Source organism: Slackia sp. (genome assembly GCF_977041755.1).
In genome coordinates this window covers 1-22,873 of the sequence record NZ_CDRRGL010000001.1, presented here as the reverse complement: position 1 = coordinate 22,873, position 22,873 = coordinate 1, and the positions used below count along the sequence as shown (strand labels likewise).

Genomic DNA, 22,873 nt, shown 5'->3' with positions numbered 1-22,873 from the left:
CTGCATCAATCTATGCTATCATAAAACGAACAGCTGTTCGTAAACGCACCGCAAATAAAAAAGGCGCCGCATGCATCGACGCCTTCCCCGTGATCATTCGAGTTTACTGCGCCATAACGGCGTCGTACACGCGCTTGACCTCTGCCTGAGCAGATTCAAGGTCGCTGCCGTTGTCGATGGTGAAATCGGCGATCGCCGCAAGCTGCGCGTCGGTTTTCTGCAAAGCGATACGACGGCTCACATCGGCGGTCGATTGGTCGCCACGCGCACAAGCGCGTTCCATGCGAACGCACGCGGGCGCCACCACGGCAACCAGAGCGTCGGCCCAGCGCACATCGCGCTTGCCCTCGACGCCCGTAGTAACTTCCACAACCACCATGTCGTGCAGTTGGCCCAGCTCGCCGATGCGGCGACGGCACTCCTGCATAATGACGGGATGCGTGATGGCGTTAAGCCATTCCGTATGCTCGGGCATATCGAATGCGGCGGCGGCAAGGCGGCTGCGCACCACCTCGCCGCGCTCATCGAATACATTCGCGCCGAACGTGCGCGCAATGTCGTACTTTACGCCAGGAGTCGTAAGCACGAAATGGCCCACATCATCCAGATTGATGATGCCCGCGCCCAACTCGGCAAACATATGGGCAATGGTCGATTTCCCCGACCCAATGCCGCCAACAAGCGCGATGGTTTTCATCGCCACCTCCAATAATTAAATCCCAAGTCAAGCAAACGTCTGCGATTCGCCGCTCGGCGGAACGGCGAAATCAGCACTTCTCAGCGATGTGATAAATCAGGCTTACCGTATCGTACCATCCCAAGCACGGATCGGTGATCGATTTGCCGTATTCCATGTGCTCGGTGATATCTTGGCGGCCCTCCACCAGGTAGCTTTCGACCATCACGCCCTTGATGAGCGTGCGCAAATCTTCGTTATAGTTGCGATTGTGCAGCACCTCGCCCACGATGCGAATTTGCTCTTTGTGCTGCTTGCCCGAATTCGAATGGTTCGCATCGACCACCACGGCGGGATTAGCAAGCCCCTTCTCGCCGTACATCTTCCACAAGCGAATGCAGTCTTCGTAATGATAATTCGGATGCGTCGTGCCGTATTTGTCAACGCCGCCGCGCAGAATCGCATGCGCCAGAGGGTTTCCATCAGTGGTCACATCGTGCGTGCGATAGATGAAATTATGCCCATGCTGCGCCGCAACAATGGAGTTCAGCATCACCGAGAGGTCGCCCGACGTGGGGTTTTTCATACCGACGGGAATATCCATGCCGCTTGCGGTGAGGCGATGCTGCTGGTTTTCAACCGAACGCGCGCCTACAGCCTCGTAACTCAAAATATCATCGAGGTAGCTGCGATTTTCCGGATACAGCATCTCATCGGCCGCCGTGAGTCCGCTTTCGGCCATAGAGCGAATGTGCATGTGGCGAATCGCCTGAATGCCAGCAGACAAATCGGGCGCGGCCTCGGGGTTTGGCTGGTGCAGCATGCCCTTGTAGCCCTCTCCCGTAGTGCGCGGCTTATTGGTGTAAATGCGCGGAATAATCAGCAGCTTGTCAGAAACCTCGCGCGCAAGCTCGCCCAAGCGGCTCGTGTATTCGCACACAGCGTCTTCGTTATCGGCAGAGCAAGGGCCGACAATCACGAGAAACTTGTTCGAGACGCCCGTAAATACGTCGCGAATCTCAGCATCGCGCTTGGCCTTCAAAGCCTTCAGTTCTGGTGCGAGCGGCAGTTCTTCTTTAATCTGCGCCGGATCGGGCAGTGCCGAATTCACGTGCATTCCCATGAGGAATTCCTTTCCATATGAAAAAGGCCGCAAAACGCGACCATGAGTAATGCGCAAACGAGTTTCCCCATGGTAACGTAAAACCGCGGAAATCGAGCGCTCCGCCGGATCGAAGTTGAATCCCATAGCGAAATACCAGAGATGCGTTCCCGCGTTATATCGCAAGGGTACGCGCCGTGACCCATACATCCGATTGCACGTTCGTCCGGTCGGCCTATAGACCGGTTTGCTCCATGCGTCGTTTGCCCCATGCTTCTATTTGGCCCATAAGCTTGTTTGGCCCATCGCCCACTTAGCCCCATAGACCCGTTTGTTCCATGCATCCCAAAACAACGGAAGCCCCCATATGGGGGCTTCCCGACGTTGCGCAGGTAATCGCTCTAGAGAACGGCGCGATTCATTACAGCCCCGTGACCTCGATGAAGTCGGTATGGGCTTCGCCACGCTGGAAGATTTCGTTTTCCAGCACCGCCTGATGGAACGGAATCGTGGTCGCAATGCCTTCGATATTGAACTCGGAAAGCGCACGACGACCACGGGCCAGTGCTTCATCACGATCGCGGCCCCATACGATGAGCTTCGCCACCATGGAATCGTAGAACGGCGAGATAACCGAACCCGCCTGAACGTACGCTTCGACGCGCACGCCCGGACCGCCCGGAACATCGAAACGCGTAATAGTGCCTGGACACGGACGGAAGCCGTTTTCCGGGTCTTCCGCATTGATGCGGAATTCGATTGCGTGGCCATTCGGCACAAACGGCGCCTCGTCGGCGCAGCTCATAGGCTCGCCCGACGCGATGCGCAGCTGCTCCTTGATAATGTCGACGCCCGTGATTTGCTCGGTCACAGGATGCTCGACCTGCACGCGCGTGTTCATTTCCATGAAGTAGAACTTGCCGTCGTTGTCGAGCAAGAACTCGATGGTGCCCGCATTGCGGTAATCGACTGCGCGAACGGCTTTAACGGCGGCCACCGCCATATTGCGACGCAAGGTCTCGTCAAGCGCGGGCGACGGAGCCTCTTCGAGCAGCTTTTGGTGGCGACGCTGAATGGAGCAGTCGCGCTCGCACAGGGCGATTTGGTGGCCGAAGTCGTCGGCAAGCACCTGAATCTCAACATGGCGAGGACGCAATACGAGTTTCTCGATATACACGTCATCGTTTGCGAACGCGGCCTTTGCTTCGGCCTTCGCCGCCATAAACGCATCGGCGAGCTCTTCGGGCGCGTGCACTTCGCGCATGCCCTTGCCACCGCCGCCAGCAGATGCCTTGATAAGCACCGGGTAGCCAACTCGCTCAGCGAACTCGCGCGCATCATCGACGCTCTCGACTACACCGTCGGAACCAGGAACCGTAGGCACGCCGCACATCATCATGGTCTCACGCGCAGCCGCCTTATCGCCCATTCGGTCGATGCACTCGGGGGCGGGGCCGATGAATACCAAATCGTTGTCAGCGCATGCGCGTGCGAAATCGGAATTCTCGGCCAAGAAGCCATAGCCCGGATGCACAGCCTGGCAACCCGTGGTAGTTGCCGCGGCGATGATGTTCGCCATATTCAAGTACGACTTGCCAGCAGGAGCCGGACCAATGCATACGGCTTCGTCGGCATAGCGAACGGGCAGCGTGTCTTTGTCGGCCGTGGAATATACCGCAACCGTTTTCACTCCCAGCTCGCGAGCAGCGCGCATAATGCGCAACGCCACTTCGCCGCGGTTGGCGACAAGAATTTTATCGAACATGCCTTACGCCCCTTCGCCCGTGACGGCCTGGCCATGCGGCTCAATCCAGAACAGCGGGGTGCCGAACTCGACAGGCTCGGAATCTTCCACGCAAATCTCGCGGATGGTGCCCATCTCGGGAGCGGAAATCTCGTTCATGAGCTTCATGGCTTCAACGATGCACAGCGTCTCACCCGCAGCAACCTCGTCGCCCACCTTCACAAAGGCCGGAGCACCAGGCTGGGGGGCGGCATAGAACGTGCCGACCATGGGGGCGTTCACGCATACCCAATTGGCCGGATGCGCGGCAGCAGCGGGCGCGGCGGCAGGAGCCGCAGCGGGCGCGGCGACCGGGGCAGCGGCGGCAGCGGGAGCCGCAGCAACGGGAGCGGCGGCCGCGGGCACGGAACCAGGCATGCGGACATTGATGCGCATGCCGTCTTCCTCGACGGAAATCTCGCCGACGCCCGACTCTTCAACGACTTTCAGCAGTTCGCGAATCTGGTTGATATCCACGTAATCGTCCTCCTTGGTAAGGCTGGATTCGTTCTCCAGCAAGAATTCAACTTTCTCGGTTGCGCGGTGCTTCGAGAGGAACGTGCGCGCCTCGTTCGGGAACAAGGCATACATGAGCACGTCTTCTTCGCTCTTCGCCAAATCGCCGATTTCCTCGGCGAGCTCGTCGAACGTCGTGGTGTTCAGCGACGCGGGCGAAACATCGGGCGACAGCACTTCGGAATTGCCGACAACCTTCTGATAAATCGCAGGATCGATGGGGCCCGGCGCCTTGCCGTAGTAGCCGCACAGGTAATCTTTCATTTCCTTGGAAACAACGCTCCAGCGCGAGCCGGTAAGCACGTTGAACACGGCCTGCGTGCCAACAATTTGGCTCATAGGCGTCACGAGCGGCGGGAAGCCGACCTCGGCACGCACGCGCGGAATCTCGCGAATAACTTCGTCAAGGCGATCGGTCGCCTTCTGAATCTCAAGCTGGCCCATGAGGTTTGACATCATGCCGCCAGGAATCTGGTGGGAGTACACCTTCATATGAGTGAGCGAAGAGACGCCGCGATTATAGTGGCCGCGCTTGCGCACTTCTTCCCAATACTCGGCAATCTCGAACAGCAGCTCCAAATCATAGCCCGTGTCGTAACGGCTTTCCTGCAGAGCAGCAACGATCGTCTCGACCGCGGGGTGGGAGTTGCCGAACGCAAGCGGCGCGCTCGCGGTGTCGCAAATGGCCGCGCCCGCTTCTGCCGCTTTGATGATATTCATGGGGGCCATGCCGCCAACATAGTGCGTATGCACGTGCACAGGCAGGCCAATTTCGGCGTTGAACGCCTTCACCAGGCGCTCGGTGCGATACGGAGTAAGCAAGCCCGCCATGTCTTTGATGGCGATGGAGTCGGCGCCCAAGTCCTTCAGTTTCTGGGCGTACTCCAAAAAGCCATCGAGCGTATGCACGGGCGATACGGTGTAAGAGATAGCGCCCTCGAACCAGCCGCCGTACGCCTTAATAGCCTCGGCGTTGTCGACGACGTTGCGAATGTCGTTCAGAGCGTCGAACACGCGGAACACCTGAATGCCGTCTTTTTTCGCGCATGCGATGAAACGGTTCACGATGTCCTTGGAATAATGCTTGTAACCTACCAGGTTCTGGCCGCGCGACAGCATGGCCAAATCGGTGTTGGGCATATGCGCCTTGATGGAACGCAGACGCTCCCACGGGTTCTCGTCAAGAAAACGCAGACACGTGTCGAACGTCGCACCGCCCCACGCCTCAACGGCCCAATACCCTACTTTGTCCATCTTCGGCAAGATGGGCAGCATGTCGCCAAGCGACATACGGGTAGCCCACAAGCTCTGCTGGCCGTCGCGAATGGTGGTATCCATCAATTGCAAACCAGGCATGCTTCACCTCTCACTTTCCCTATAAGGCCGCGCACATGCACGGCAGCATGAAAGCGGCCGTCGGATGCGCGCTGCCTCACGCGGACCCGACGCCCGCTTACAAACATATTTACATTCCGAAACCCCCAGAATGACGCCTCTAGTATACCGAGCCTGACGAACGAATTCTCTAGACAAACGGGTATACGGTCGAACTAAGGCGCTCAAGCACTATATCGCGCGATAGTGCCTTTTGTCGAGACGGTAGCAGCCACGTTACACTTTAGAAAAGAAAGAAACATAAAGATCTGCCCAAACAAGCAGCAGCACTTATCAATCCCCCGCAATTCAATGACGGTTCGGAGCGAACGCAACCAAGGCAGGCCGACCGACCCGAACGAGAAGCGCGCCCGAAACTTGTGGACACGAAACGCCTCACGGCTGTGCGAAGCAACATGGGCTAAAGCCCGCCAGCGTAAAACAATTTGCCCAAAAGTGACAAAAGTTGCGAATTCGGGGGCATAAAACCGAGGAGGCTTTTCTGTGCAAACGAGTAACCCCAGGTCACGAATGGTCGATACGGAATCCACGAAAGGCGGTTGGACTCACAACGTCCTATTTCGCCAAAAAAAGGGCCCTTTGAAGCCCCCGAATTCACAACTTTTGTCACTATTTGCACTTTTCTTTTACGCTGGATGATGAGCAATACCTTGAAACTAGGCGCAGCCATGCTTGCGAAGCTCGAACCGCAACCCGAGCGAATCCAATCGCTAAGCCCTTTACGACGCCAAACCAATAAAATGCCCAACAGGCAATATGTCGCGGTGACTGAAAGCCGCCGCGACATATGTTCGACTTGAAACCTTGAGTTTCGCTAATTGCCGGGTTTGGCTAATCGTCGTTCTTCTCGATGCGGCGGCGCGTCTCGTATTCACGCACGAAATGCTCGCTTTCGCCGGTAAGATTCAACCCCTCAAACGATCGATAGGCCTGGGCATCGCTCGCCACTTCGGCGGTTTTCATTTGATTGTAGAAAACGATACACACAACCGCCGCAACCACTGCAGGAATCACGCCATCCACGAATACGCTCGCCAGGGTGTCATCGAATTGGAACACGCCCATATCGAGGCCGAACAGCACGGCGGCAAGCGCAACGAAAATACCGAAGAACCACGCCGCAACCTTGAACTTTGCAACGGGCAAATCGCCAACGAATCGGCCTGTTTGTCCATTCATGGCGAACAGGTAGTCATTGCCCTCCCACGTGGTATGCAGCATCCACACCGGAAGAAGCGCCTGCATGCAACCCGTCATCTGCGTCGTGGAGCGCACGATTCCCGTATCGACGTAATCGTAGCCCGTAATCGTTGCACGCAAATCGTGCTCGAAGGAACGACGCATACGTTCTTCGGCGCGGTTGGAACACACTTTCGAATCTTCGTCATAGCGCTCGGCAACATAGCCCGGCAAATACGCGACCGAGAAAGGTTTCATCTCGTCGAAATCGTACGGCTCGATCGCATCCATGTGCCCGTCGGGCATTTTCGCCGAACCGTCAACGGGAACTCGCTCGAAATCCAAATCACCCGCACGATAGGCCTCGTAGACCGTCGTACGCGTTACTTCCTCATCACCCGAGCGATAGGTGCGCTCATTGCGGCACTCAAACGTGCCGCTTCCTTCAACCGAACCATCGTAAAGCCAGAACGGCACATATACGCCCTGGATATGCTCGACTTTGTTCGCGGCGATAAATTTCTTTGGCAGGAACCTTTTACCCTTGTAATAGTCATTCAACGCAGCAACTGCAGCGTCTTTGTCGAGCTTGAACGGCACCACACCATCGGGGCGTGCCATGTCGACGAACGCGCCCGGGGCCAGCGCGGGGTTGCCGCAATATGGGCATTCCGAAACCGCAGTCGTTGCATCGCACGTAATCTCCGCGCCGCACGACGAGCATGTCATCGACCGCAAACCGTCGCGCTCGCCTTCGTTCCACGAGGCGCGCGAGAGAAACGACGCAATGACCTCATCGCCCTCGCTTGCGTGGCCGCTTGTCGCGGCAGCGGCATTCAACACATCCTCGGTCAAGGCCACCGCTACGCCGTCGGTTGCGCCCATGGCCTCAAACGCGCTCATCTCGCCGGAAGCCGCACGCTCGGCTGCGGCCACCGCCGACGCATCGGCCTTAGACTGCTTGGCAGCATAGTGCGCCTCAATTTGCGCAACTTCAAAAGAACTTTCACAGTAGTCGCAGACCATGAGGCCTTTCGACTCAGAAAAATGCAGGGGTCCACCACATGCGGGGCATTGGTAGTTCACCGATTCGACAGCCATGAGAACTCCTTTCTCGCCTCGAAAACAGGGTCGCGCAAAACGCCTCACCCCATCACTCCCCGTTGGCCCAAAATAAGCCCCCGACACGACCCACTCGACCCAAAGTCGCCCCGTAAGCAGCAGCGCATCTACGCCTACCGAAAAACGAGCCAGCTGCAATATGAGTCCAAGCAAAACGAAAGGAGCTTGCGGCCATTCGGCCACAAGCTCCTTCGATTCGATATTCAATTGGCGTTGCACAATCGGCTATTTGCCCGCATCAGCCTCGACGCGTACGAAGGACATAGCGTCACCGCCCGCTTCCAGCGTGATGGTGTCGTCAGCAAGCTTGCCGGTCGTGGTATCGCCGTCGATGGTCACATCGAGCTCAGTCGCGCTCTTCGGCTCCCAAGAAACGTCCATAGCCTCGTCGAACATGACGAGCGAACCGGTGCCGTCTTCATTGAGCGTGAGGGTCACCGTCATACCGAAGCTCTCCATGAACGCGATGTCGTCTTCGCTCATCGCCTCGCCATTTTCGGTCATGCCGGAAAGTTTCCAATCGCCCGTGAAGTTCTTGGTGTAGTCGGCGCCATCACCGCCACCGCAGCCAACAAGGCCCAGGCACAGCGCGAATACGGCGGCAATTGCGATTGCGATTTTCGTGGTACGTTTCATTGTTCCACTTCCTTTCTTGGGTTCCTCCCCTTGTAGCTTATGCACCCATGGCGCCGCCACAGTATTCGCAGCGCCCAGAAGCATCCGGCGTGGTGGTGGCCCCGCAGAAGGGGCACGTGCGTGCAACCTTGGGAGCCGAAGCGGCAGCGGCGGCTTCGCGCGTGGTCTCGCGAAGCTCGGTGAGCGCGGCTCGAATTTCGTTCGCCTGTCGCTCGGCCTCGCGATATTCGACCGAATTGCGCTCCTCGATACGCGACCCGTTCACCTTGAACGTAATGCTGTCGTAATACGGCACATTCACGTGGATGGTGAGATACATGTCGTAATCGACGTCGTAACGCGGCGGATCGTAATCGTGCTCTTCGCCGTCGGAATCTTTCCAATGCAGCTCGGTACGCGACTCACGAATCTCGGTATCGCAGCCGGTGACCTGCGAAAAATCGAGCACGTCGGGGTTCGCCTCGCGCCAGCGCGAGCTGCGCGTCACGATGAAGCGGCCGGCATCCTCGTCGAGAATCACCTTCATGTCGTTGCCAAGCGTGCGCGTAGGGTTGAACTGCGCAACGCGCTGCTGGTTGGCCTCGCGCCAGTCGAGCTGCTCGCGAATCTGATCGACCGTAGAGCGGCGGCGATCAGAAAACCGCGGCGAAAGCTTCGACGCGCATTCCTTGCAAAGGTTGCCGTCTTCAAGCTTCTTGTTGCCCAAAAGGCCAATCTCGCCGCCGCAGATGTCGCAGTTCTTCTTCTCGAACATCTTTCCGAAAAGTCCCATCGGAAGCCTCCCATCACTCGTGTTGGCAGATTCAATGTCGTTCTTTCTGATTTCATGATGCCCCGCATCGCACGCAGAAAGAAGTGCCCCGCGGCCCAAGGAAGGCGGCGGGGCATGGACGTTTGTCTCTAAGGTTGGGTCAATTATGCGATGGACGCGCGCCCGCTTCGGCACATTGCGGAACCGAACGCGAAGAACATGCAGTTGAACAGGTATTTCTCAAGTGCCGTGGCGGCTATTCCCCATTGGCGCCCTTCGTCATGCTCGGAACGATGAGGCCCGTCGATACGGCATGCACCGCAAGGCGCAAGATGTTGTCGTATCCGGTTTTGGCGAGAATCTCGGAAATATGGCGCTTCACGGTTCCCTCGCTCAAATACAACTCAGTGGCAATTTCCTTGCGCGTCTTCGTTTCGCACACCAAACGCAAAATCGCAAGCTCGGTATCGGTGAGCTGCGCCGCGTCGGAGAAAATGCTTTGCTGCGCCAAGGGAAAAGTGGAATACCCCTCGACCGTTGAGCGAATGATGCCCAAAAGCTCGGTGGTACCTACATTTTTATAGACGAAGCTGTCAACGCCCGCCGTGCGCGCCTGCTCAACGAACGTGATTTCGGGCATGCCCGTCATGATCACGACTTTCACCTCGGGGTGCGCTTCCTTGATCTTGCGCGCCGCGACGATGCCGCTCGAGTCGTTTTCGGTGCACACATCGAGCAGCGCGCAAGTCGCGCCGCTGCGTTCAAGGGCCTCCAGGGCTTCGGCGGCGTCGCCCAGCGAAGCAACCACTTCCATATCGCTTTGCGTATTTATGGTGCACGCGAGCGAATCGCGCAACATGGCTTGGTCCTCGACAATCATGAGCCTGATCATGACAACTCCTTCTCGTAGACGGCGCGAACGCTTGGCGCATGCGCGCTTTCGGGGCGCTCCAGGTGAACCTCGATAGTGAACGGATCATTTGAGGAAACGTCGAACGTGCCGCCGATGGCTTCCGCCGCGCGACGCATGCCAGGAATGCCGCAACCCATGCGCAAATTCGCCGGCGCGGGCATGCCGTCGTTCACGACGCGCAGCAACGTCACATTGCCAATGCGGGAAATATTCACGTCCACATGCTTTGCCTGAGCATGCTTCGCCGCGTTAGTGGCAGCCTCTCGCACGATATTCACGAAAACGCTCGCGGCATCATCGTCTTCCGGCAACGAGCCCTTCACGCATACCTCAATGCCGATGAGCGCGAAGGCGCCCACGATGGAATCGAGCTGCGATGCGCGATCGGGCGTTTCCGGTTCAGACAAATCGTCGACAATGCTGCCAGCGAGGCGCTTTACCTCGCCCAACGCTTCAGGCGTGGGATTTTCCGCCTCAAGGAAGCGATGCAGAATAGAGAGCCTCTGGCCAATGGTATCGTGCACGCGTGCTTTCATGCGAACAATGGCCTCGTCCTGAGCGACGCTTTGCACATGCGCAAGCGATTCGCGCAGCTCATCGTTCGCCATTCGAAGCAGGCCATTCGCCTCTTCAAGCTCTCTGTTCAAGGCCTCCTCACCCGTCACGTCGACAGCGACCAAACGGCGGCACCTCACACCACGCAAGCTCACCTTGTCGCGCATAAACAGGCATGTTTTATCCGGCGAAACCTCGAGTCGAATGCCCTCGGGCAGCACCTTGCCACTCTTTTCGCGCGCCATATCGCCAAGGTCGGCCCATAAACCACTCGTCTCGGAAAGATCGGTAGCGAAGCCGAGCGAAGCCAAATCGGCGCGCATGGCATCGTTCATGTACTGGATGCGGCCATTTCCATTCGCCCACACCAAGCCTTCAGGCAAATTATCGAGCGCGCCGATGAGCGAAAGCTGCGTGATCGAATCGGATACATGGCGAATATCGAGCACGAGGCCGGCGCTCGTTCGGAAGAGGAAAAACGCGGCGTCGAGAATGAAGAGGTACACGCAATTGTCGCCCAAAAGGGAAATAATGGGCGGCGTGCACAACGCGATAAGAACGATTTCCAACGTCATAACAGGCCTGCGCTTCGCAATCGCGAGAGCCAAGCCGAACGCAGCTATCGCGAGGTTCACCCACAAAAGCGCGTCGAGCGGAAACGCATAGGGACGAAACTGCGCCAGCAAAACGACGAACCCTCGCGAAGCCGAATTCGCCGTGCAGCAGGCGAGCACGAGATGCACGTCGATCAGCATCTCGTAGGCGAAAATCACCCTGGCAGGCGACACTTCACGCCGCGTAGCGATAAACAATGCATGCACCGCTTGCGTGAAAGCGGCAAGGAAAAACACCGACAGGAGCGCGAGCAGCACAACGAGGGGCATATGCGAAAGAACGCCCATTATTTGCCCCCTTTCGTCGAAAGGGGGACATACGCGACAAGCGACGCCGACGAAGAATCGGTCTCGATGGAATATTCAACCCTATGCTTTTCGAGGCTGGCACGCAGTTCGTCAAACGTGGCAGCCATGCGCTCGCTTTCAGCATCGCTCGAGTCGAGCATTGCGCGCAGCTGGACGCGCCGCTCATCTTGCTGGACGAACAGCATGAGTACGGCATCGCTGGCCGCGTTCGCGACGGTCGCGAAATCGTACAGGCAATCATAGAGCACGCTTACTACCGAAGCCGGCAGAGGAGTATTGGTTTGCACGAGCGCCGCGCATTCAACGCCGATCGAGCGCAAATCGGCCGCCGTTTCGTTGAACACAAGCTGCAATCGCTCGCGATTGAATTCGGGGTCGCTTTTCTCGGCAAGAACGAGCGCACCCTTACGCTTGCAGTAGGCGACGAGCAGCTTGACCTCAACAAGCATTTCGCGGCGACGCGCAATGGAATCTGGGTCATTGGAGTCGGGAAGGCTATCGAGCAGCATCTGGATACGGCGCGTTTTACTTTCGAGGGACTTCTCGATTTCGACGAACAGCTCGCGCTCGCTGCGCAATCGCCACATCTCGTGCTGCACCTCGGCCTCGCGCTCAAGCACGGCATTGCTGCGCCGCAAGCGCTCCTGCGTTGCAGCAAGCGCCTCGCGGCGCTCATCGATCGCCGCGACGTCTTCGGCCAAAACAGCACGGCCGCCGCTCACGGGGTAAACCTTGAACAACGTATGCGGCGCCCCTGTCGTGCGAAACGCCCACGACTCGCCGAGCCCCTTATCCGCCGTTTTCAGGGTGTCCGCCGCAGCTTGGGGCATAGGCTGCGCCATTTCGGTTTGGAAAACCGTATCGCCATTTGCCTCGAGCACCTTCAAATCGAAGGGCAGCTTGGAAAACGCCAGGGTATACCACGCATACGACGGGAAGAAGCCCAAATCGAGCGTGAGTTCTATGGCCACCATGGCCAAAATGCAATAGGTAAGCGCGACGTTCGACGTCAGCGTCGCAACATGGCGGAGCGTAAACATTACACCGTAAACAACACCAACGCCCACGATAACGCCAATAGGGAAAAGCATACTGCGAAGGCTTCTGCGCGCAGAAAGGAGCAGCGTGGCGAAAAATATTACGAACAGCACGATATACCAGGCCACGAGCACGTAGTAGCCAAAAGCGTAGCGATAGTTGCCACCCCAATCGGGGTCGGCGAAATCAAAGGCGAATATGAAATGGTGCACGTTGTTCGTAAGCACGGCGAACACGGCGAACGCCGATATCGCCACGATAACGCGCCGCACGCAACGCACCCAAGCCACTTCATCGAGCGAGGCGGCGCGCATCGCGCACAGCACGCACAACGTTGGGATCGCCGTCATGGGAATGTAGTAGCAATACCACAGCAGGGCGGTAGCCAAATCGCCGCGAATTGGGTATTTCAGCAACACGACAAGCATCCAGAATGCGACAAGAGCCGCCACGCCCACGAGCCAGCGGCGGATTTTCGCATCGGAGCATCGAATATACATCGAGAAGCCCCATGCCGCAGAAAGGGGGCCGAGCGCGATCATGTAGCCGGCGGTAGCCGATGGTCCCTTCGACGGGCCCGACGGGGTCGGCCGCCCAAGCGAATCGAACTCGAGCAGCGCGACAATCGCACACGCAAAAACGCACGCAACTACGCCCGCGATAACGAGCACCTTCCGCTTCGATATGTTGGCCATGCGCAGCATAGCTCCAGTATAAACGCTCGCGCTTTTTCGTTTTGGGTCGACTGGCTCATGTTGCCCTCGCGATTTGGGCCGACTGGGCATGTCGTGACGCGGCGTTTTGAGAGATTCTTCAGGCATAACGAGACGCAGCGCGCAGGGTGCCCTATCGCACACGCAACCGCGCAAAACGCTTCGATTTCCCGACCTCGAGAAAGGAAGAACCATGGGTTTGTTGAAAGCCGGCATCGGCGCCGCAGGCGGCGTGCTCGCCGATTCGTGGCGTGAGTATTTCTACTGCGACGCGCTTGACGCCAACACGTTGGTGGCGAAGGGCCAGAAGCGCACGAGCGACAAGGGCCGCAGCTCGAACACGCGAGGCGAAAGCAACATCATTTCCGACGGTTCGATCATCGCGGTCAATGAAGGCCAGTTCATGATAATCGTCGAGCAGGGCGCGATCGTCGAAGCGTGCGGAGAAGCGGGCGAGTTCGTTTTCGACAAGTCGACCGAACCCAGCCTGTTCTTCGGCGAAGCGAGCCTCGGCGATAGGCTCATGGCGTCGTTTGAGCGCGTGGGCACCCGCTTCACGTTCGGCGGCGACACGGGCAAAGACCAGCGCGTATACTTCTTCAACACGAAGGAAATCATGGGCAACAAATATGGCACCGCCTCGCCCGTGCCCTTCCGCGTCGTCGACAACAACATCGGCTTAGACGTCGACATCTCGGTTCGCTGCAACGGCGAATACTCGTACAAGATCGTCGACCCGCTCATGTTCTACAAGAACGTGTGCGGCAACGTCGAGGAGCCTTACACGCGCGACAAGATCGACTCGCAGCTGAAAAGCGAGCTACTCACGGCGCTTCAGCCCGCATTCGCGAAAATTTCGGCTATGGGCGTTCGCTATTCTGCGGTGCCCGCGCACACCACCGATGTGGCGAAAGCCCTCAACGAGGTGCTTTCCCAGGAATGGACCGATTTGCGCGGCATTCAGGTCGCGTCGTTCGGCGTGAATTCCATTGCCGCGTCGCCCGAAGACGAGGCGATGATCAAAGAGCTGCAGAAGGCCGCGGTTATGCGCGATCCCAGCATGGCGGCCGCGAACCTGGCAGCATCGCAGGCCGACGCGATGCGCATGGCTGCGAGCAACGAAAACGGAGCCATGATGGGCTTCATGGGCATGGGCATGGCGAACGCCGTGGGCGGCATGAACCCGCAGGGCCTCTATGGCATGGGCGCGGGCAATGTGCCTCCGCAGAACCAGTATGCAACCGCGCCTGGCGGCGGGTTCGCCCAGCCTCAAGCGCAAACGCCCGGCGCCGCGATGGGCGTTGGCGCCGCCCCCGCTCCTACTCCTGCTCCTGCCCCCGCGCCTGCAGGAGATACGTGGACGTGTTCGTGCGGCGTTCAGAACACCGGCAAGTTCTGCGGCAATTGCGGCTCGCCGAAGCCCGCGCCGACCGGCCCCTGGACATGCTCATGCGGCATGCAGAACACCGGCAACTTCTGCGGAAACTGCGGGTCCAAGCGACCGTAGCGCACCCAACGGCTGCGACCCATGCGGGGTCGCGGCCGTTTTTATTTGATGTCACCTGCAAGAACGACAAAACAAAAGGCTCGCAACTAGCACGGTTGCGAGCCTTCTTTATACGAATTGAGAAGAGCGCTTTGCTCGGTACGCGAGCCACAATCGAAGGCCAAACTGGCCGTTAGATTGCCGCGCAGCGTCAGGACGCCCCACATGAAAAAACGCCGTTCGCTAGAACGGCGCTTTCGCGATTACATACGCTTGATGAAACGACCGTCGCGCGTGTCGATCTGCAGCACGTCGCCAACCTCAACGAACATGGGGACCTTCACCTCGGCGCCCGTCTCGAGCGTCGCGGGCTTGGTGGAACCCTGAACGGTGTCGCCCTTGAAGCCGGGCTCGGTTTCGGTGACTTCGAGCTCAACGAACATCTTGGGCTCGACGCCAAGCAGCTCGCCATCGGCGTACTCGAGCGTGGCGGTGTCGTTTTCCTTGAGCCACTGAGCGGTGTCGCCCACGTGGTCGGCGGGCAGGGAAATCTGGTCGAAGCTCACGGGATCCATGAAGTAGAAATCGGAACCGTCGTTGTAGAGATACTGCATTTCGCGCTGCTCAAGACGAACGGTGTCGAACTTCACACCGGAGTTGACGGTATCGGAAAGCACGCGACCGGTTTTGATGTCGCGCATCTTCATGCGAACGAACGCGCCGCCCTTGCCAGGCTTAACATGCTGGAATTCGGTAATGATGCACATTTTGCCGTTATAGACGATGCACATGCCGTTCTTGAAGTCGGCAGTAGAAACAGTTGCCATCGAGAATCCTTCCTTTTTAATGAAACTATCAGATTATAACCAGTTCATGCGTCGATTTAGTGAAGACTTCAAAACCGTCTTCGGTGACGACGCCAAAATCTTCCAAGCGACAGCCAATTTCGCCAGGCAAATACACGCCAGGCTCGACCGTGACGACATTGCCAACCTCGAGCGGAGTTTCATTGCGCGGCGAAAGCACGGGGAGCTCATGAATATCGATGCCCACGCCATGGCCTAGGCCGTGACCCATCTTGCCCGCGAAGCCATTATGGGCGAGCACGTCTTCGGCCAAATGATGCATGGCCGCGCCCGTACGACCTGGACGAATCATGGCCTCCACGGCTTCGTTCGCTTCGCGCACGGCAGCGAACACCTCGCGCGCGAGCGGCGTGGCCTCGCCGACGCACACGGTACGTGTCATATCGGAGCAATAGCCACCCTTGCGCGCGCCGAAATCCATGACCACCATGTCGCCCGCCTGCAAACGGCGCTCGCCCGCAATGCTATGCGGGGCGGCGCCATTCGGGCCGCTCGCGACGATAGAATCGAACGCCAAGCCCTCAGCGCCGAGGCGGCGCATGGTTTCCTCGAGCTCGCGCTTCACCTCAAGCTCGGTCATGCCTTCGCTCATAAACTCAACGATGTGCTCGAACGCCGCATCGGTGATGGCCTGAGCGGCGCGCATGGCCGAAAGCTCGCGCTCATCTTTCACTGCGCGCATCTTTTTCACGAAACCATCGGTCTCGGCAAAGCGAGGCTTCCACTTCGCCTCGCTAAATGCCCGTTCGAGCTCGCGGAATTCGCGCAGCTCAATCGAGTCCTCGATGCCCATGGCGCATACGTTTTCGCCCTCGGGTGTGCCCGCTACCGCATGGAATGCCGCGAATTTCCTCGCAACCCAGGCAGCATGGGCGCCGCCGCATGCGTCAACGATCCACGGCGTATGCCGCGATGCGCGATCGCATGCATCGGCATAGCGGGAATCGGTATGCACGAAGGCCTTCTTCGGCGTCACAAACGCCAAATGAGCCGGTTCGTCGTCAAAGACGCCTTCAAATTCAGTGAGCCATTGCACATTGGAAATATCGCGGCAATAAAAATCGTCGATGCCGCATGCCGACATGTTCTCGCGCATGCGTTCAAGCCTTGAGTTCGCCATTTTGGGGCTTTCTCCCTTTCTTGATTTAATTGGCGGGCGGCGTCGCGCCGCGCTGGTCATTTTGCCGATTGTTCGAGGCGCGCATCTTGCCTCGCCCGCGGCTTCCTCGCCGGCGACGGTGCTTAGGCGCACCAGAACCATTCTGCTTCTTTTCTGCCGCGCCTTGCCCGCTCGCGGGCGCATGCGCAACGTGTTTCTTTGACGAGGCTACGTTTTCCCTGGAAGCTCTTGCAGCCTTTTGGCCCTTGTGCGAAGCATTTGAGCGCTCCGCCGCCGAACGTGGCCTTCCGCTCTTCGAATGCCGATGTTTTTTATGGCGCTTAAGGGAGTCGGCCTCGATTTTCTTCGCGACGGCATCTTCGGAATCGGGCGTATAGACGCCCGCACGCGCGAGCACCTTCGCTACAAAGCCCGCAACCGAGCCCGTAGAACGGCCCTGCACATTAATCTTCGCGCGCGCAACCTCCTCGTAAAGAGGCTTGCGCTGCTCCCAAAGGCCCTCAATGTCGCAATCGTGCGCAAGCAGCGGGCGCGTGCTCAGATTATGAATGCGCCCCAAAGAAGTCGCCTCGCTCGATTCGAGCATCACGGCGAACCCGCGGCGCTTCAGAAGCTCTCGGCTCTTATCGTAAGCAACGATGCCTTCGCCACACGAGATAAGAGAAGGCCCCATATTCGCGCATTCGACAAGGGCTTCGTACTCGAGTTCACGCAGCGCATCTTCGCCAAGTTCGCCAAACAGCTCCGCCGCCGACTTGCCGTGTTTTCGCTCAAGGAAGGCGTCCACATCGACACAGGCCACGCCCATGTCGCGCGCCATGCGGCGGGCAACCGTGGTTTTGCCCACGCCCATGAAGCCCACCAGGAAGACATTTTTCTTTAGCGTACCCACAAACGTCACCGAGCCGCGAGTCTCAAACGACGCATATAGGCATCGTATGACGAATGGATATCGGACATCGCCACTCCACCAAAGCGTTCTTGATACGCACTCGCCAACGCAAACGCGATTTCCGCTTCAATCGCCACCGCAACGCCGCCCACCAAACAAGGCGAGTATGCGGCGGAAGAGCTTTCAGCATCGGAAAGCGTCTCAAGATCGATGCTCTTTTGGGGCGCGCGAAGAGAAGCGCTCGGAGCCACGCCCACGCGCATGACAACAGACGCTCCCGTAGTAAGACCGCCTTCGATGCCTCCCAACATGTTCGTGGTATGAGCAAAGCCATGCGCGCCAAGCACAGCCGAATCGTATACGGCAGAACCGCGGCGGCGCATCATGTCGCACGCCGAGCCGAACGACACGCTTACCACGTCGCGAGCAGAAAAAGCCGCCTTCGACAGGCGGGCCATCATGCCGCCGCCGCGATACGACCCCAAGGCGGGAGCAACGCCGTGTATCGCCACGGCGACCTCGCCGCCAAGCGTGTCGCCCACCGCGCACGCCGCAGCGATTTCTTCTTCCATGGCTCGAGAAGCTTGCGCCGATGGACAACGGACGGGAGAAGACTCGATTTCAAGAGGGGTATAGCGCAGGGTCTCGAAATCGATTGGCTGCTCGCGCATGGCAGCCGCGCCAATACGCGTGACGTAGGATTGGATTTCAACGCCGAATTCGGCCAAGAATTCACGCGCCACCGCCGATGCGGCGATAAGCGCAGCCTGCGAACGTGCCGAAGAGCCCTCGACGATGGATCGGCAATCATTGGCATCGGTCGCCAAAAGACCCGCCAAATCAGCCGAACCAGGACGTGGAACGGCGGCTTGGCCAGGCGCTTCGTCTTCAAGAGACGCTCGATATGCCGCATTGTCGACAACGAGCGACAAAGGCGAACCCGTTGTGCGGCCATCCGCTGAAACGCCCGAAAGAATCGCGGCGCAATCGACCTCACGTCGCTCGCCACATGAGCAACCGTGCGACCATCGGTCCAAATCGGCTTGGATTGAAGCAGCCTGAAGGCGCAGGCCGGCCGGAACGTCGTCAACAATGGCAACCAAGCTTGCGCCACGCAACTCCCCTGCGGTCATGTACTTCATGGTTGCTCCCAACGTGCAACGTATCTCATCTTTCGCAAAAGATTCTAGCACGTGACAGAGAGACACTTTAGCGCAGCGGAATTTGGCGCGAAAACATCGCGCATATGGTAAAAATGGCCACCTTGCGGCGGCCATCGATGCATTATTTCTCTGGGTGCATATTCTTCATGAACAGCGCTTCCACATGGCGCAAAAGCAACGTGTGCTTCAGATCAACCGAAACGAGCGGCTCGACCATATACACCGGCATGTGCATGAAATGCCCACCCCACACATCGGTTATGAGCTGATCGCCAATGCACAAGGTCTCGCGGCAACGCGCGCCCATCTTACGCAGCGCAAGAGCATACGCAAACGGCAGCGGCTTAATCGCGTGCGACACAATGGGCAGCCCCAAACGCTGCGCCCACTCATGCGCGCCATGGTGCCAATTGTTGGTGAGAATGCACACGCGAACGCCCGCGGCCGAAAGCGCCTTGAGCCATGCGCGAATGTCGTCGGGAACCTGATGGGTATCGCGCGGCAGAAGCGTGTTGTCCAAATCGATGAGCACGCATTTCACGCCACAGGACACGATATCGCGCTCAATATCGATTTGCGTCACGCGCGTAAAGAATCTATCAGGAGTAAACGGCATTGAATCCCCTCGTCAATCAATAGGTGGCGAAAAACTGGGCGCATATTTTGCGTTCACCATACCAGAAAAGGCCGCTGCGAGCGCCAGAAGCCGGCTCGCCCAGCGAGTCAAACGCCCAATCGTCAAAATGCACCACGCTGCGCCCAAAAAGACAATCAGGGCCGGCATCGAACGCGATGTCGGCCCGCTTCTCGAATCAACGCCCATAGAGGGCGAAGCTTCGTTTACTGAAGATGCTCGGCGATTGCCTGCTGATGCTCTTCATACGTGCGGCTGAATTGATACTGCAGCTTTCCGGAATCGTCGTTCCAGAAAATGAAGTAGTAATAACCGTCGTAATCGCTTGCGGGAGCGCACACGGCCTGCAAACAATCAAGGCTCGGTGAGCAAATGGGCGTCGGGGGCAAGCCGGGATTGGAATACGTGGAATACGGCGTTGCGGCCTGCACCTCTTGGGCAGACGGGTCATGGCCGACCTCGTAAGCAGTCGTGGCGTCCGATTGCAGATACCCATTCGTCTCGCTGTTGCTCGAAGACAGGCGATTGTAGAACACGGCGGCAACCTGCGCGCGAATCTGCTCGTCACCGCTCGATTCCTTCTCGACGATTGACGCAAGGTTCACCGCATCGTAGATCGAAAGGCCGCGGCTTTGCGCATACGACCAATCCAAACCCGCGGTCTCGGTACGGAACTGGTTGAGCATGGCGCGAATAAGCGAGTCAGCCGTATCGGTCTCGCTTACCGAATAGGTCTTCGGGAACAGGAAACCCTCGAGCGAATTCGTGCCCGCATCGGCCAAGAAATCGTAGTCGGAAGCGTACACGCTCGCATCGGAAGCGGCGTTGGTGAATTCATCGGCACTCACCCTGCCGCCCGTGGCCGCATCGACCGCCGCAGCAATATCAGAGAGTTTATAGCCTTCGGGGATAGCCATTGCAACAGTGCCGAAATCGCCCGAAGCAACCGCCTTCACCACGTCGTCGAGCGTCATGCCGCTCGAAAACGTGTAGGTACCAGCCTGGAATTTGCTATCAAGCCCCATCGTTTTGGCGCGCGACAAAAACGCCTTGGAGTCGGGAACCACGCCCGCGCTCTGCAGAATAGAAGCGGTATCGTTTGCGGAAGAGCCGTCGGGAATGGTTGCGGAAACAGTCGATTGAACCACGACGGCAGACCCATCGACGTTATCGCCTGAACAACTTTTCAAGGCGGCGGAAACGCCGAATACCAGAGCAAGCACCACAACAATGGCGAGCACAATGCCGACAATGACGGGGCCTTTGCTCTTGCGCGGACGAATATGCGACGTATCGTAGGTGCGGAATTGGCGCTCGCCCTGAGCGTGCACCATACGCGCACGATGGTTGGGGTGGTTCGAGTACGTAACCTGTCTACGGGGCATACTGTTTTTCTCCCTTAACTCGCGCAACGCGCGAGACGCGTCTTTACACCTGAGAATCAAGCCAGACCTGCAAGAACAAGCTGGCAGCAATCATGTCTACTTTACCGCGCATGGCGCGTTCATCCAAACCTTCTTCTCGCAAAATACGCTTTGCCTCGCGAGAACTCAGGCGTTCATCACAAAAAAACAACGGCAAGCCGCACGCCTTCGCGATTTTTTGCGCTTTCTCGCGAATCGATGCCGCCTGCGGCCCCTCTTCGCCGGCCATGGTCATAGGAAGACCGCTCACCAGCTGTTCGATTTCCCAATCCTCAACAATGCGACGGAATTCAGCGCCGTGGTTGAGCACCACATCGGCAGGGAGCACCTTAAGGGGCGTGGCGATTTTGCCCGCCGAGTCGGAAACCGCGAGACCAACGCGGACCTCGCCGATATCAAGCGCCAATGTACGCATATATGTCCTTTCTTTGCCGCCGCCCTCGCTATGACGGGCGCGCTTCCGCTTCGGTCAAGTCCTGGCTCGCACGAACAGCACATTAAGTGCTGTTCGGCTCGTGCGGAATCTATCGGAAGCGCGCCCGCCATAGCGAGGGCAGTGCCGTCAAGGCACGTCCTGAAAATACGCAAGAACGCAAGCAGCCTTCGCCCTCGGCCGCCGAAGCCGCACGCAGCCGTCTGAGTTCAAATTTGCCCTTTATTTAAAAAGTTAAACGAAGCCAGGCGAGCGCGTAGTGAGCGAAGCGAACGGTAGCGAGCCGTGGCTGCGTGAGGCTTCGGCGGCCGAGGGCGAAGGCGGGCAGGCGTGACCAACTTACGAAAAAGCCCCGCGAACGGGGCTTTCTTCAAACTATTTTGCAAGAAGCTCGCGCGCGGCGTCGAGCGCGGCATCAATACCGGCTGCATCTTTGCCGCCAGCCTGAGCCATGGTCGGCTTGCCGCCGCCACCGCCCTTGATGTTGCCCGCGATAGCCTTGATCACGTTGCCGGCGTTAAAGCCGGCGGCAACGGCTTCATCGGTCGCGGCAGCCATGAGCACGGGCTTGCCGTTATTGATAGTACCAATAACGCACGCGCCAGGCTCGGGCATGCGGCCGCGCAGAATATCCCACGCGTTGCGCAGACCGCCGGCATCCAAGCCGTCGATATGGGCGACAATGAGCGGATAGCCCACGTTCACCATATTCTCGAGATGCTCGGCGATGCTTCCCTCGGCCGCCATCTTCTTGTTGGCCTTACGCTTGGCCTCGAAATCTTTGATGGTGGCGATGTTCGCCGCCGTACGCTCGGAAACGTCGAACAAGGGGACGCGCAGCTCAGCTGCAGTTTCCTTGAGCTCTTCCTCGACCTTGTTCATGTAGGCCAAAGCATCGAAGCTCGTCACAGCCTCGATACGACGCAGATTTGCGCCGACACTGCTCTCAGACACGATTTTCACGAAGCCAATCTCGGCGGTGTTGGCAACGTGGCAGCCGCCGCACAGCTCGCGCGAGAACTCGCCGGCCTCAACGACGCGCACGGTATCGCCGTATTTCTCGCCAAATAGAGCCGTGACGCCCGACTCGCGAGCAGCATCGAGCGAAGTCTCATACGTGCTCATGGGAACGGCGTTCATGATTTGCTCGTTTGCGACGCGCTCGACCTCGGCCAACTGCTCGGGCGTTACGCCTTCGAAGTGGGTGAAGTCGAAACGCAGGCGATCGGGCCCGACGTAGCTGCCAGCCTGCTTCACATGGTCGCCCAGAACCTGGCGCAGCGCTGCATGGAGCAAATGCGTGCAGGTATGGTTGCGCGAAATGCGCTTGCGGCGAAGCTCGTCGACAACTGCACGAACGGTGTCGCCCACATGAAGCTCGCCTTCGACGACTTTCACGTTGTGGCAGGTAAGGCCCTTTTCGGGGGCCTTCGTATCGACGACTTCAGCCTTGAAGCCTTCGCCCTCGATAACGCCGGTGTCGCCCACTTCGCCGCCCATTTCGGCATAGAACGGAGTCAGGCCTAGCACAATTTCGGCGGTATCGCCCGCAG

Annotated in this window: 19 protein-coding genes; 1 reads left to right on the top strand and 18 read right to left on the bottom strand. The window is 58.4% G+C overall.

All coding sequences use genetic code 11. From position 1 onward, the window contains the following. Window positions 1–103 precede the first annotated feature (103 nt). From coaE to ACWI8T_RS00050, 10 genes are all read right to left on the bottom strand, one after another. Entirely contained in the window at window positions 104–697 is a 594-nt protein-coding gene (coaE, locus tag ACWI8T_RS00095) for a dephospho-CoA kinase (protein WP_449137486.1), read from the bottom strand. A 70-nt stretch (window positions 698–767) separates the two neighbouring features. Next, the gene (locus tag ACWI8T_RS00090) at window positions 768–1,799 is read right to left on the bottom strand and encodes a 3-deoxy-7-phosphoheptulonate synthase (RefSeq protein WP_123218628.1); all 1,032 of its coding nucleotides are present in this window, start codon (window positions 1,797–1,799) and stop codon (window positions 768–770) included. Window positions 1,800–2,199: 400 nt separating this feature from the next. Then, complete coding sequence (accC, locus tag ACWI8T_RS00085; RefSeq protein ID WP_294375873.1) at window positions 2,200–3,543, bottom strand: acetyl-CoA carboxylase biotin carboxylase subunit; 1,344 nt, start codon at window positions 3,541–3,543, stop codon at window positions 2,200–2,202. A gap of 3 nt (window positions 3,544–3,546) precedes the next feature. After that, on the bottom strand, window positions 3,547–5,433 hold the full coding sequence (gene accB / locus ACWI8T_RS00080; RefSeq protein WP_449137485.1) for an acetyl-CoA carboxylase biotin carboxyl carrier protein: 1,887 nt from the start codon (window positions 5,431–5,433) through the stop codon (window positions 3,547–3,549). 870 nt (window positions 5,434–6,303) lie between these two features. Further along, window positions 6,304–7,752 carry a hypothetical protein gene (locus tag ACWI8T_RS00075; RefSeq protein WP_449137484.1) on the bottom strand — a complete coding sequence of 483 codons (1,449 nt, stop codon included), beginning with the start codon at window positions 7,750–7,752 and terminating at the stop codon, window positions 6,304–6,306. A gap of 246 nt (window positions 7,753–7,998) precedes the next feature. After that, window positions 7,999–8,409, bottom strand: coding sequence for a hypothetical protein (locus tag ACWI8T_RS00070; protein WP_303051096.1), 411 nt, complete (start codon window positions 8,407–8,409; stop codon window positions 7,999–8,001). Window positions 8,410–8,446: 37 nt separating this feature from the next. Next, window positions 8,447–9,181: a DUF4428 domain-containing protein gene (locus ACWI8T_RS00065; protein ID WP_449137483.1), complete on the bottom strand. Its 735-nt coding sequence runs from the start codon at window positions 9,179–9,181 to the stop codon at window positions 8,447–8,449. A 235-nt stretch (window positions 9,182–9,416) separates the two neighbouring features. Continuing rightward, window positions 9,417–10,052: a response regulator transcription factor gene (locus tag ACWI8T_RS00060; protein WP_114614800.1), complete on the bottom strand. Its 636-nt coding sequence runs from the start codon at window positions 10,050–10,052 to the stop codon at window positions 9,417–9,419. After that, the gene (locus ACWI8T_RS00055; protein ID WP_449137482.1) at window positions 10,049–11,530 is read right to left on the bottom strand and encodes a sensor histidine kinase; all 1,482 of its coding nucleotides are present in this window, start codon (window positions 11,528–11,530) and stop codon (window positions 10,049–10,051) included. Before ACWI8T_RS00055 ends, ACWI8T_RS00060 begins: the two co-directional genes overlap by 4 nt. Then, entirely contained in the window at window positions 11,530–13,284 is a 1,755-nt protein-coding gene (locus ACWI8T_RS00050; protein WP_449137481.1) for a hypothetical protein, read from the bottom strand. The genes ACWI8T_RS00055 and ACWI8T_RS00050 overlap by 1 nt, the downstream gene beginning before the upstream one ends. Before the next feature lie 211 nt (window positions 13,285–13,495). Here ACWI8T_RS00050 and ACWI8T_RS00045 point away from each other — a divergent pair, with 211 nt between their 5' ends. Then, a complete protein-coding gene (locus tag ACWI8T_RS00045) occupies window positions 13,496–14,809 on the top strand; it encodes an SPFH domain-containing protein (RefSeq protein ID WP_418860728.1) in 1,314 nt (437 codons plus the stop codon). Between the two features lie 242 nt (window positions 14,810–15,051). Here the strand turns inward: ACWI8T_RS00045 and efp are convergent, their stop codons facing one another. From efp to ACWI8T_RS00005, 8 genes are all read right to left on the bottom strand, one after another. After that, window positions 15,052–15,615 (bottom strand): elongation factor P, encoded by a 564-nt coding sequence (gene efp, locus ACWI8T_RS00040; RefSeq protein WP_114614796.1) that lies wholly within the window; start codon window positions 15,613–15,615, stop codon window positions 15,052–15,054. A gap of 28 nt (window positions 15,616–15,643) precedes the next feature. Next, window positions 15,644–16,774, bottom strand: a complete 1,131-nt coding sequence (locus ACWI8T_RS00035; protein WP_302853564.1) for a M24 family metallopeptidase — start codon at window positions 16,772–16,774, stop codon at window positions 15,644–15,646. Window positions 16,775–16,799: 25 nt separating this feature from the next. Next, window positions 16,800–17,666, bottom strand: a complete 867-nt coding sequence (locus ACWI8T_RS00030) for a shikimate kinase (protein WP_449137480.1) — start codon at window positions 17,664–17,666, stop codon at window positions 16,800–16,802. Between the two features lie 5 nt (window positions 17,667–17,671). Beyond that, window positions 17,672–18,808, bottom strand: a complete 1,137-nt coding sequence (gene aroC, locus ACWI8T_RS00025) for a chorismate synthase (protein ID WP_449137479.1) — start codon at window positions 18,806–18,808, stop codon at window positions 17,672–17,674. 142 nt (window positions 18,809–18,950) lie between these two features. After that, window positions 18,951–19,445: a YqeG family HAD IIIA-type phosphatase gene (locus tag ACWI8T_RS00020; protein WP_449137478.1), complete on the bottom strand. Its 495-nt coding sequence runs from the start codon at window positions 19,443–19,445 to the stop codon at window positions 18,951–18,953. A 224-nt stretch (window positions 19,446–19,669) separates the two neighbouring features. Continuing rightward, on the bottom strand, window positions 19,670–20,848 hold the full coding sequence (gene mltG / locus ACWI8T_RS00015) for an endolytic transglycosylase MltG (protein WP_449137477.1): 1,179 nt from the start codon (window positions 20,846–20,848) through the stop codon (window positions 19,670–19,672). 43 nt (window positions 20,849–20,891) lie between these two features. After that, window positions 20,892–21,302 (bottom strand): Holliday junction resolvase RuvX, encoded by a 411-nt coding sequence (ruvX, locus tag ACWI8T_RS00010; protein WP_123219837.1) that lies wholly within the window; start codon window positions 21,300–21,302, stop codon window positions 20,892–20,894. Window positions 21,303–21,695: 393 nt separating this feature from the next. Further along, the coding region (locus ACWI8T_RS00005; RefSeq protein WP_449137476.1) for an alanine--tRNA ligase-related protein at window positions 21,696–22,873 on the bottom strand (1,178 nt) is incomplete at its 5' end.

What these genes read in the sequence shown, in the direction of transcription:
- ACWI8T_RS00060 (WP_114614800.1), bottom strand. Translation starts at nt 10,052, where the DNA reads ATGATCAGGCTCATGATTGTCGAGGACCAAGCCATGTTGCGCGATTCG.
- ACWI8T_RS00055 (WP_449137482.1), bottom strand. Translation starts at nt 11,530, where the DNA reads ATGGGCGTTCTTTCGCATATGCCCCTCGTTGTGCTGCTCGCGCTCCTG.
- mltG (WP_449137477.1), bottom strand. Translation starts at nt 20,848, where the DNA reads ATGCCCCGTAGACAGGTTACGTACTCGAACCACCCCAACCATCGTGCG.
- ACWI8T_RS00035 (WP_302853564.1), bottom strand. Translation starts at nt 16,774, where the DNA reads ATGGCGAACTCAAGGCTTGAACGCATGCGCGAGAACATGTCGGCATGC.
- ACWI8T_RS00075 (WP_449137484.1), bottom strand. Translation starts at nt 7,752, where the DNA reads ATGGCTGTCGAATCGGTGAACTACCAATGCCCCGCATGTGGTGGACCC.
- accB (WP_449137485.1), bottom strand. Translation starts at nt 5,433, where the DNA reads ATGCCTGGTTTGCAATTGATGGATACCACCATTCGCGACGGCCAGCAG.
- ACWI8T_RS00045 (WP_418860728.1), top strand. Translation starts at nt 13,496, where the DNA reads ATGGGTTTGTTGAAAGCCGGCATCGGCGCCGCAGGCGGCGTGCTCGCC.
- ACWI8T_RS00050 (WP_449137481.1), bottom strand. Translation starts at nt 13,284, where the DNA reads ATGGCCAACATATCGAAGCGGAAGGTGCTCGTTATCGCGGGCGTAGTT.
- ACWI8T_RS00070 (WP_303051096.1), bottom strand. Translation starts at nt 8,409, where the DNA reads ATGAAACGTACCACGAAAATCGCAATCGCAATTGCCGCCGTATTCGCG.
- ACWI8T_RS00020 (WP_449137478.1), bottom strand. Translation starts at nt 19,445, where the DNA reads ATGCCGTTTACTCCTGATAGATTCTTTACGCGCGTGACGCAAATCGAT.
- ACWI8T_RS00065 (WP_449137483.1), bottom strand. Translation starts at nt 9,181, where the DNA reads ATGGGACTTTTCGGAAAGATGTTCGAGAAGAAGAACTGCGACATCTGC.
- coaE (WP_449137486.1), bottom strand. Translation starts at nt 697, where the DNA reads ATGAAAACCATCGCGCTTGTTGGCGGCATTGGGTCGGGGAAATCGACC.
- ACWI8T_RS00090 (WP_123218628.1), bottom strand. Translation starts at nt 1,799, where the DNA reads ATGGGAATGCACGTGAATTCGGCACTGCCCGATCCGGCGCAGATTAAA.
- efp (WP_114614796.1), bottom strand. Translation starts at nt 15,615, where the DNA reads ATGGCAACTGTTTCTACTGCCGACTTCAAGAACGGCATGTGCATCGTC.
- aroC (WP_449137479.1), bottom strand. Translation starts at nt 18,808, where the DNA reads ATGAAGTACATGACCGCAGGGGAGTTGCGTGGCGCAAGCTTGGTTGCC.
- accC (WP_294375873.1), bottom strand. Translation starts at nt 3,543, where the DNA reads ATGTTCGATAAAATTCTTGTCGCCAACCGCGGCGAAGTGGCGTTGCGC.
- ruvX (WP_123219837.1), bottom strand. Translation starts at nt 21,302, where the DNA reads ATGCGTACATTGGCGCTTGATATCGGCGAGGTCCGCGTTGGTCTCGCG.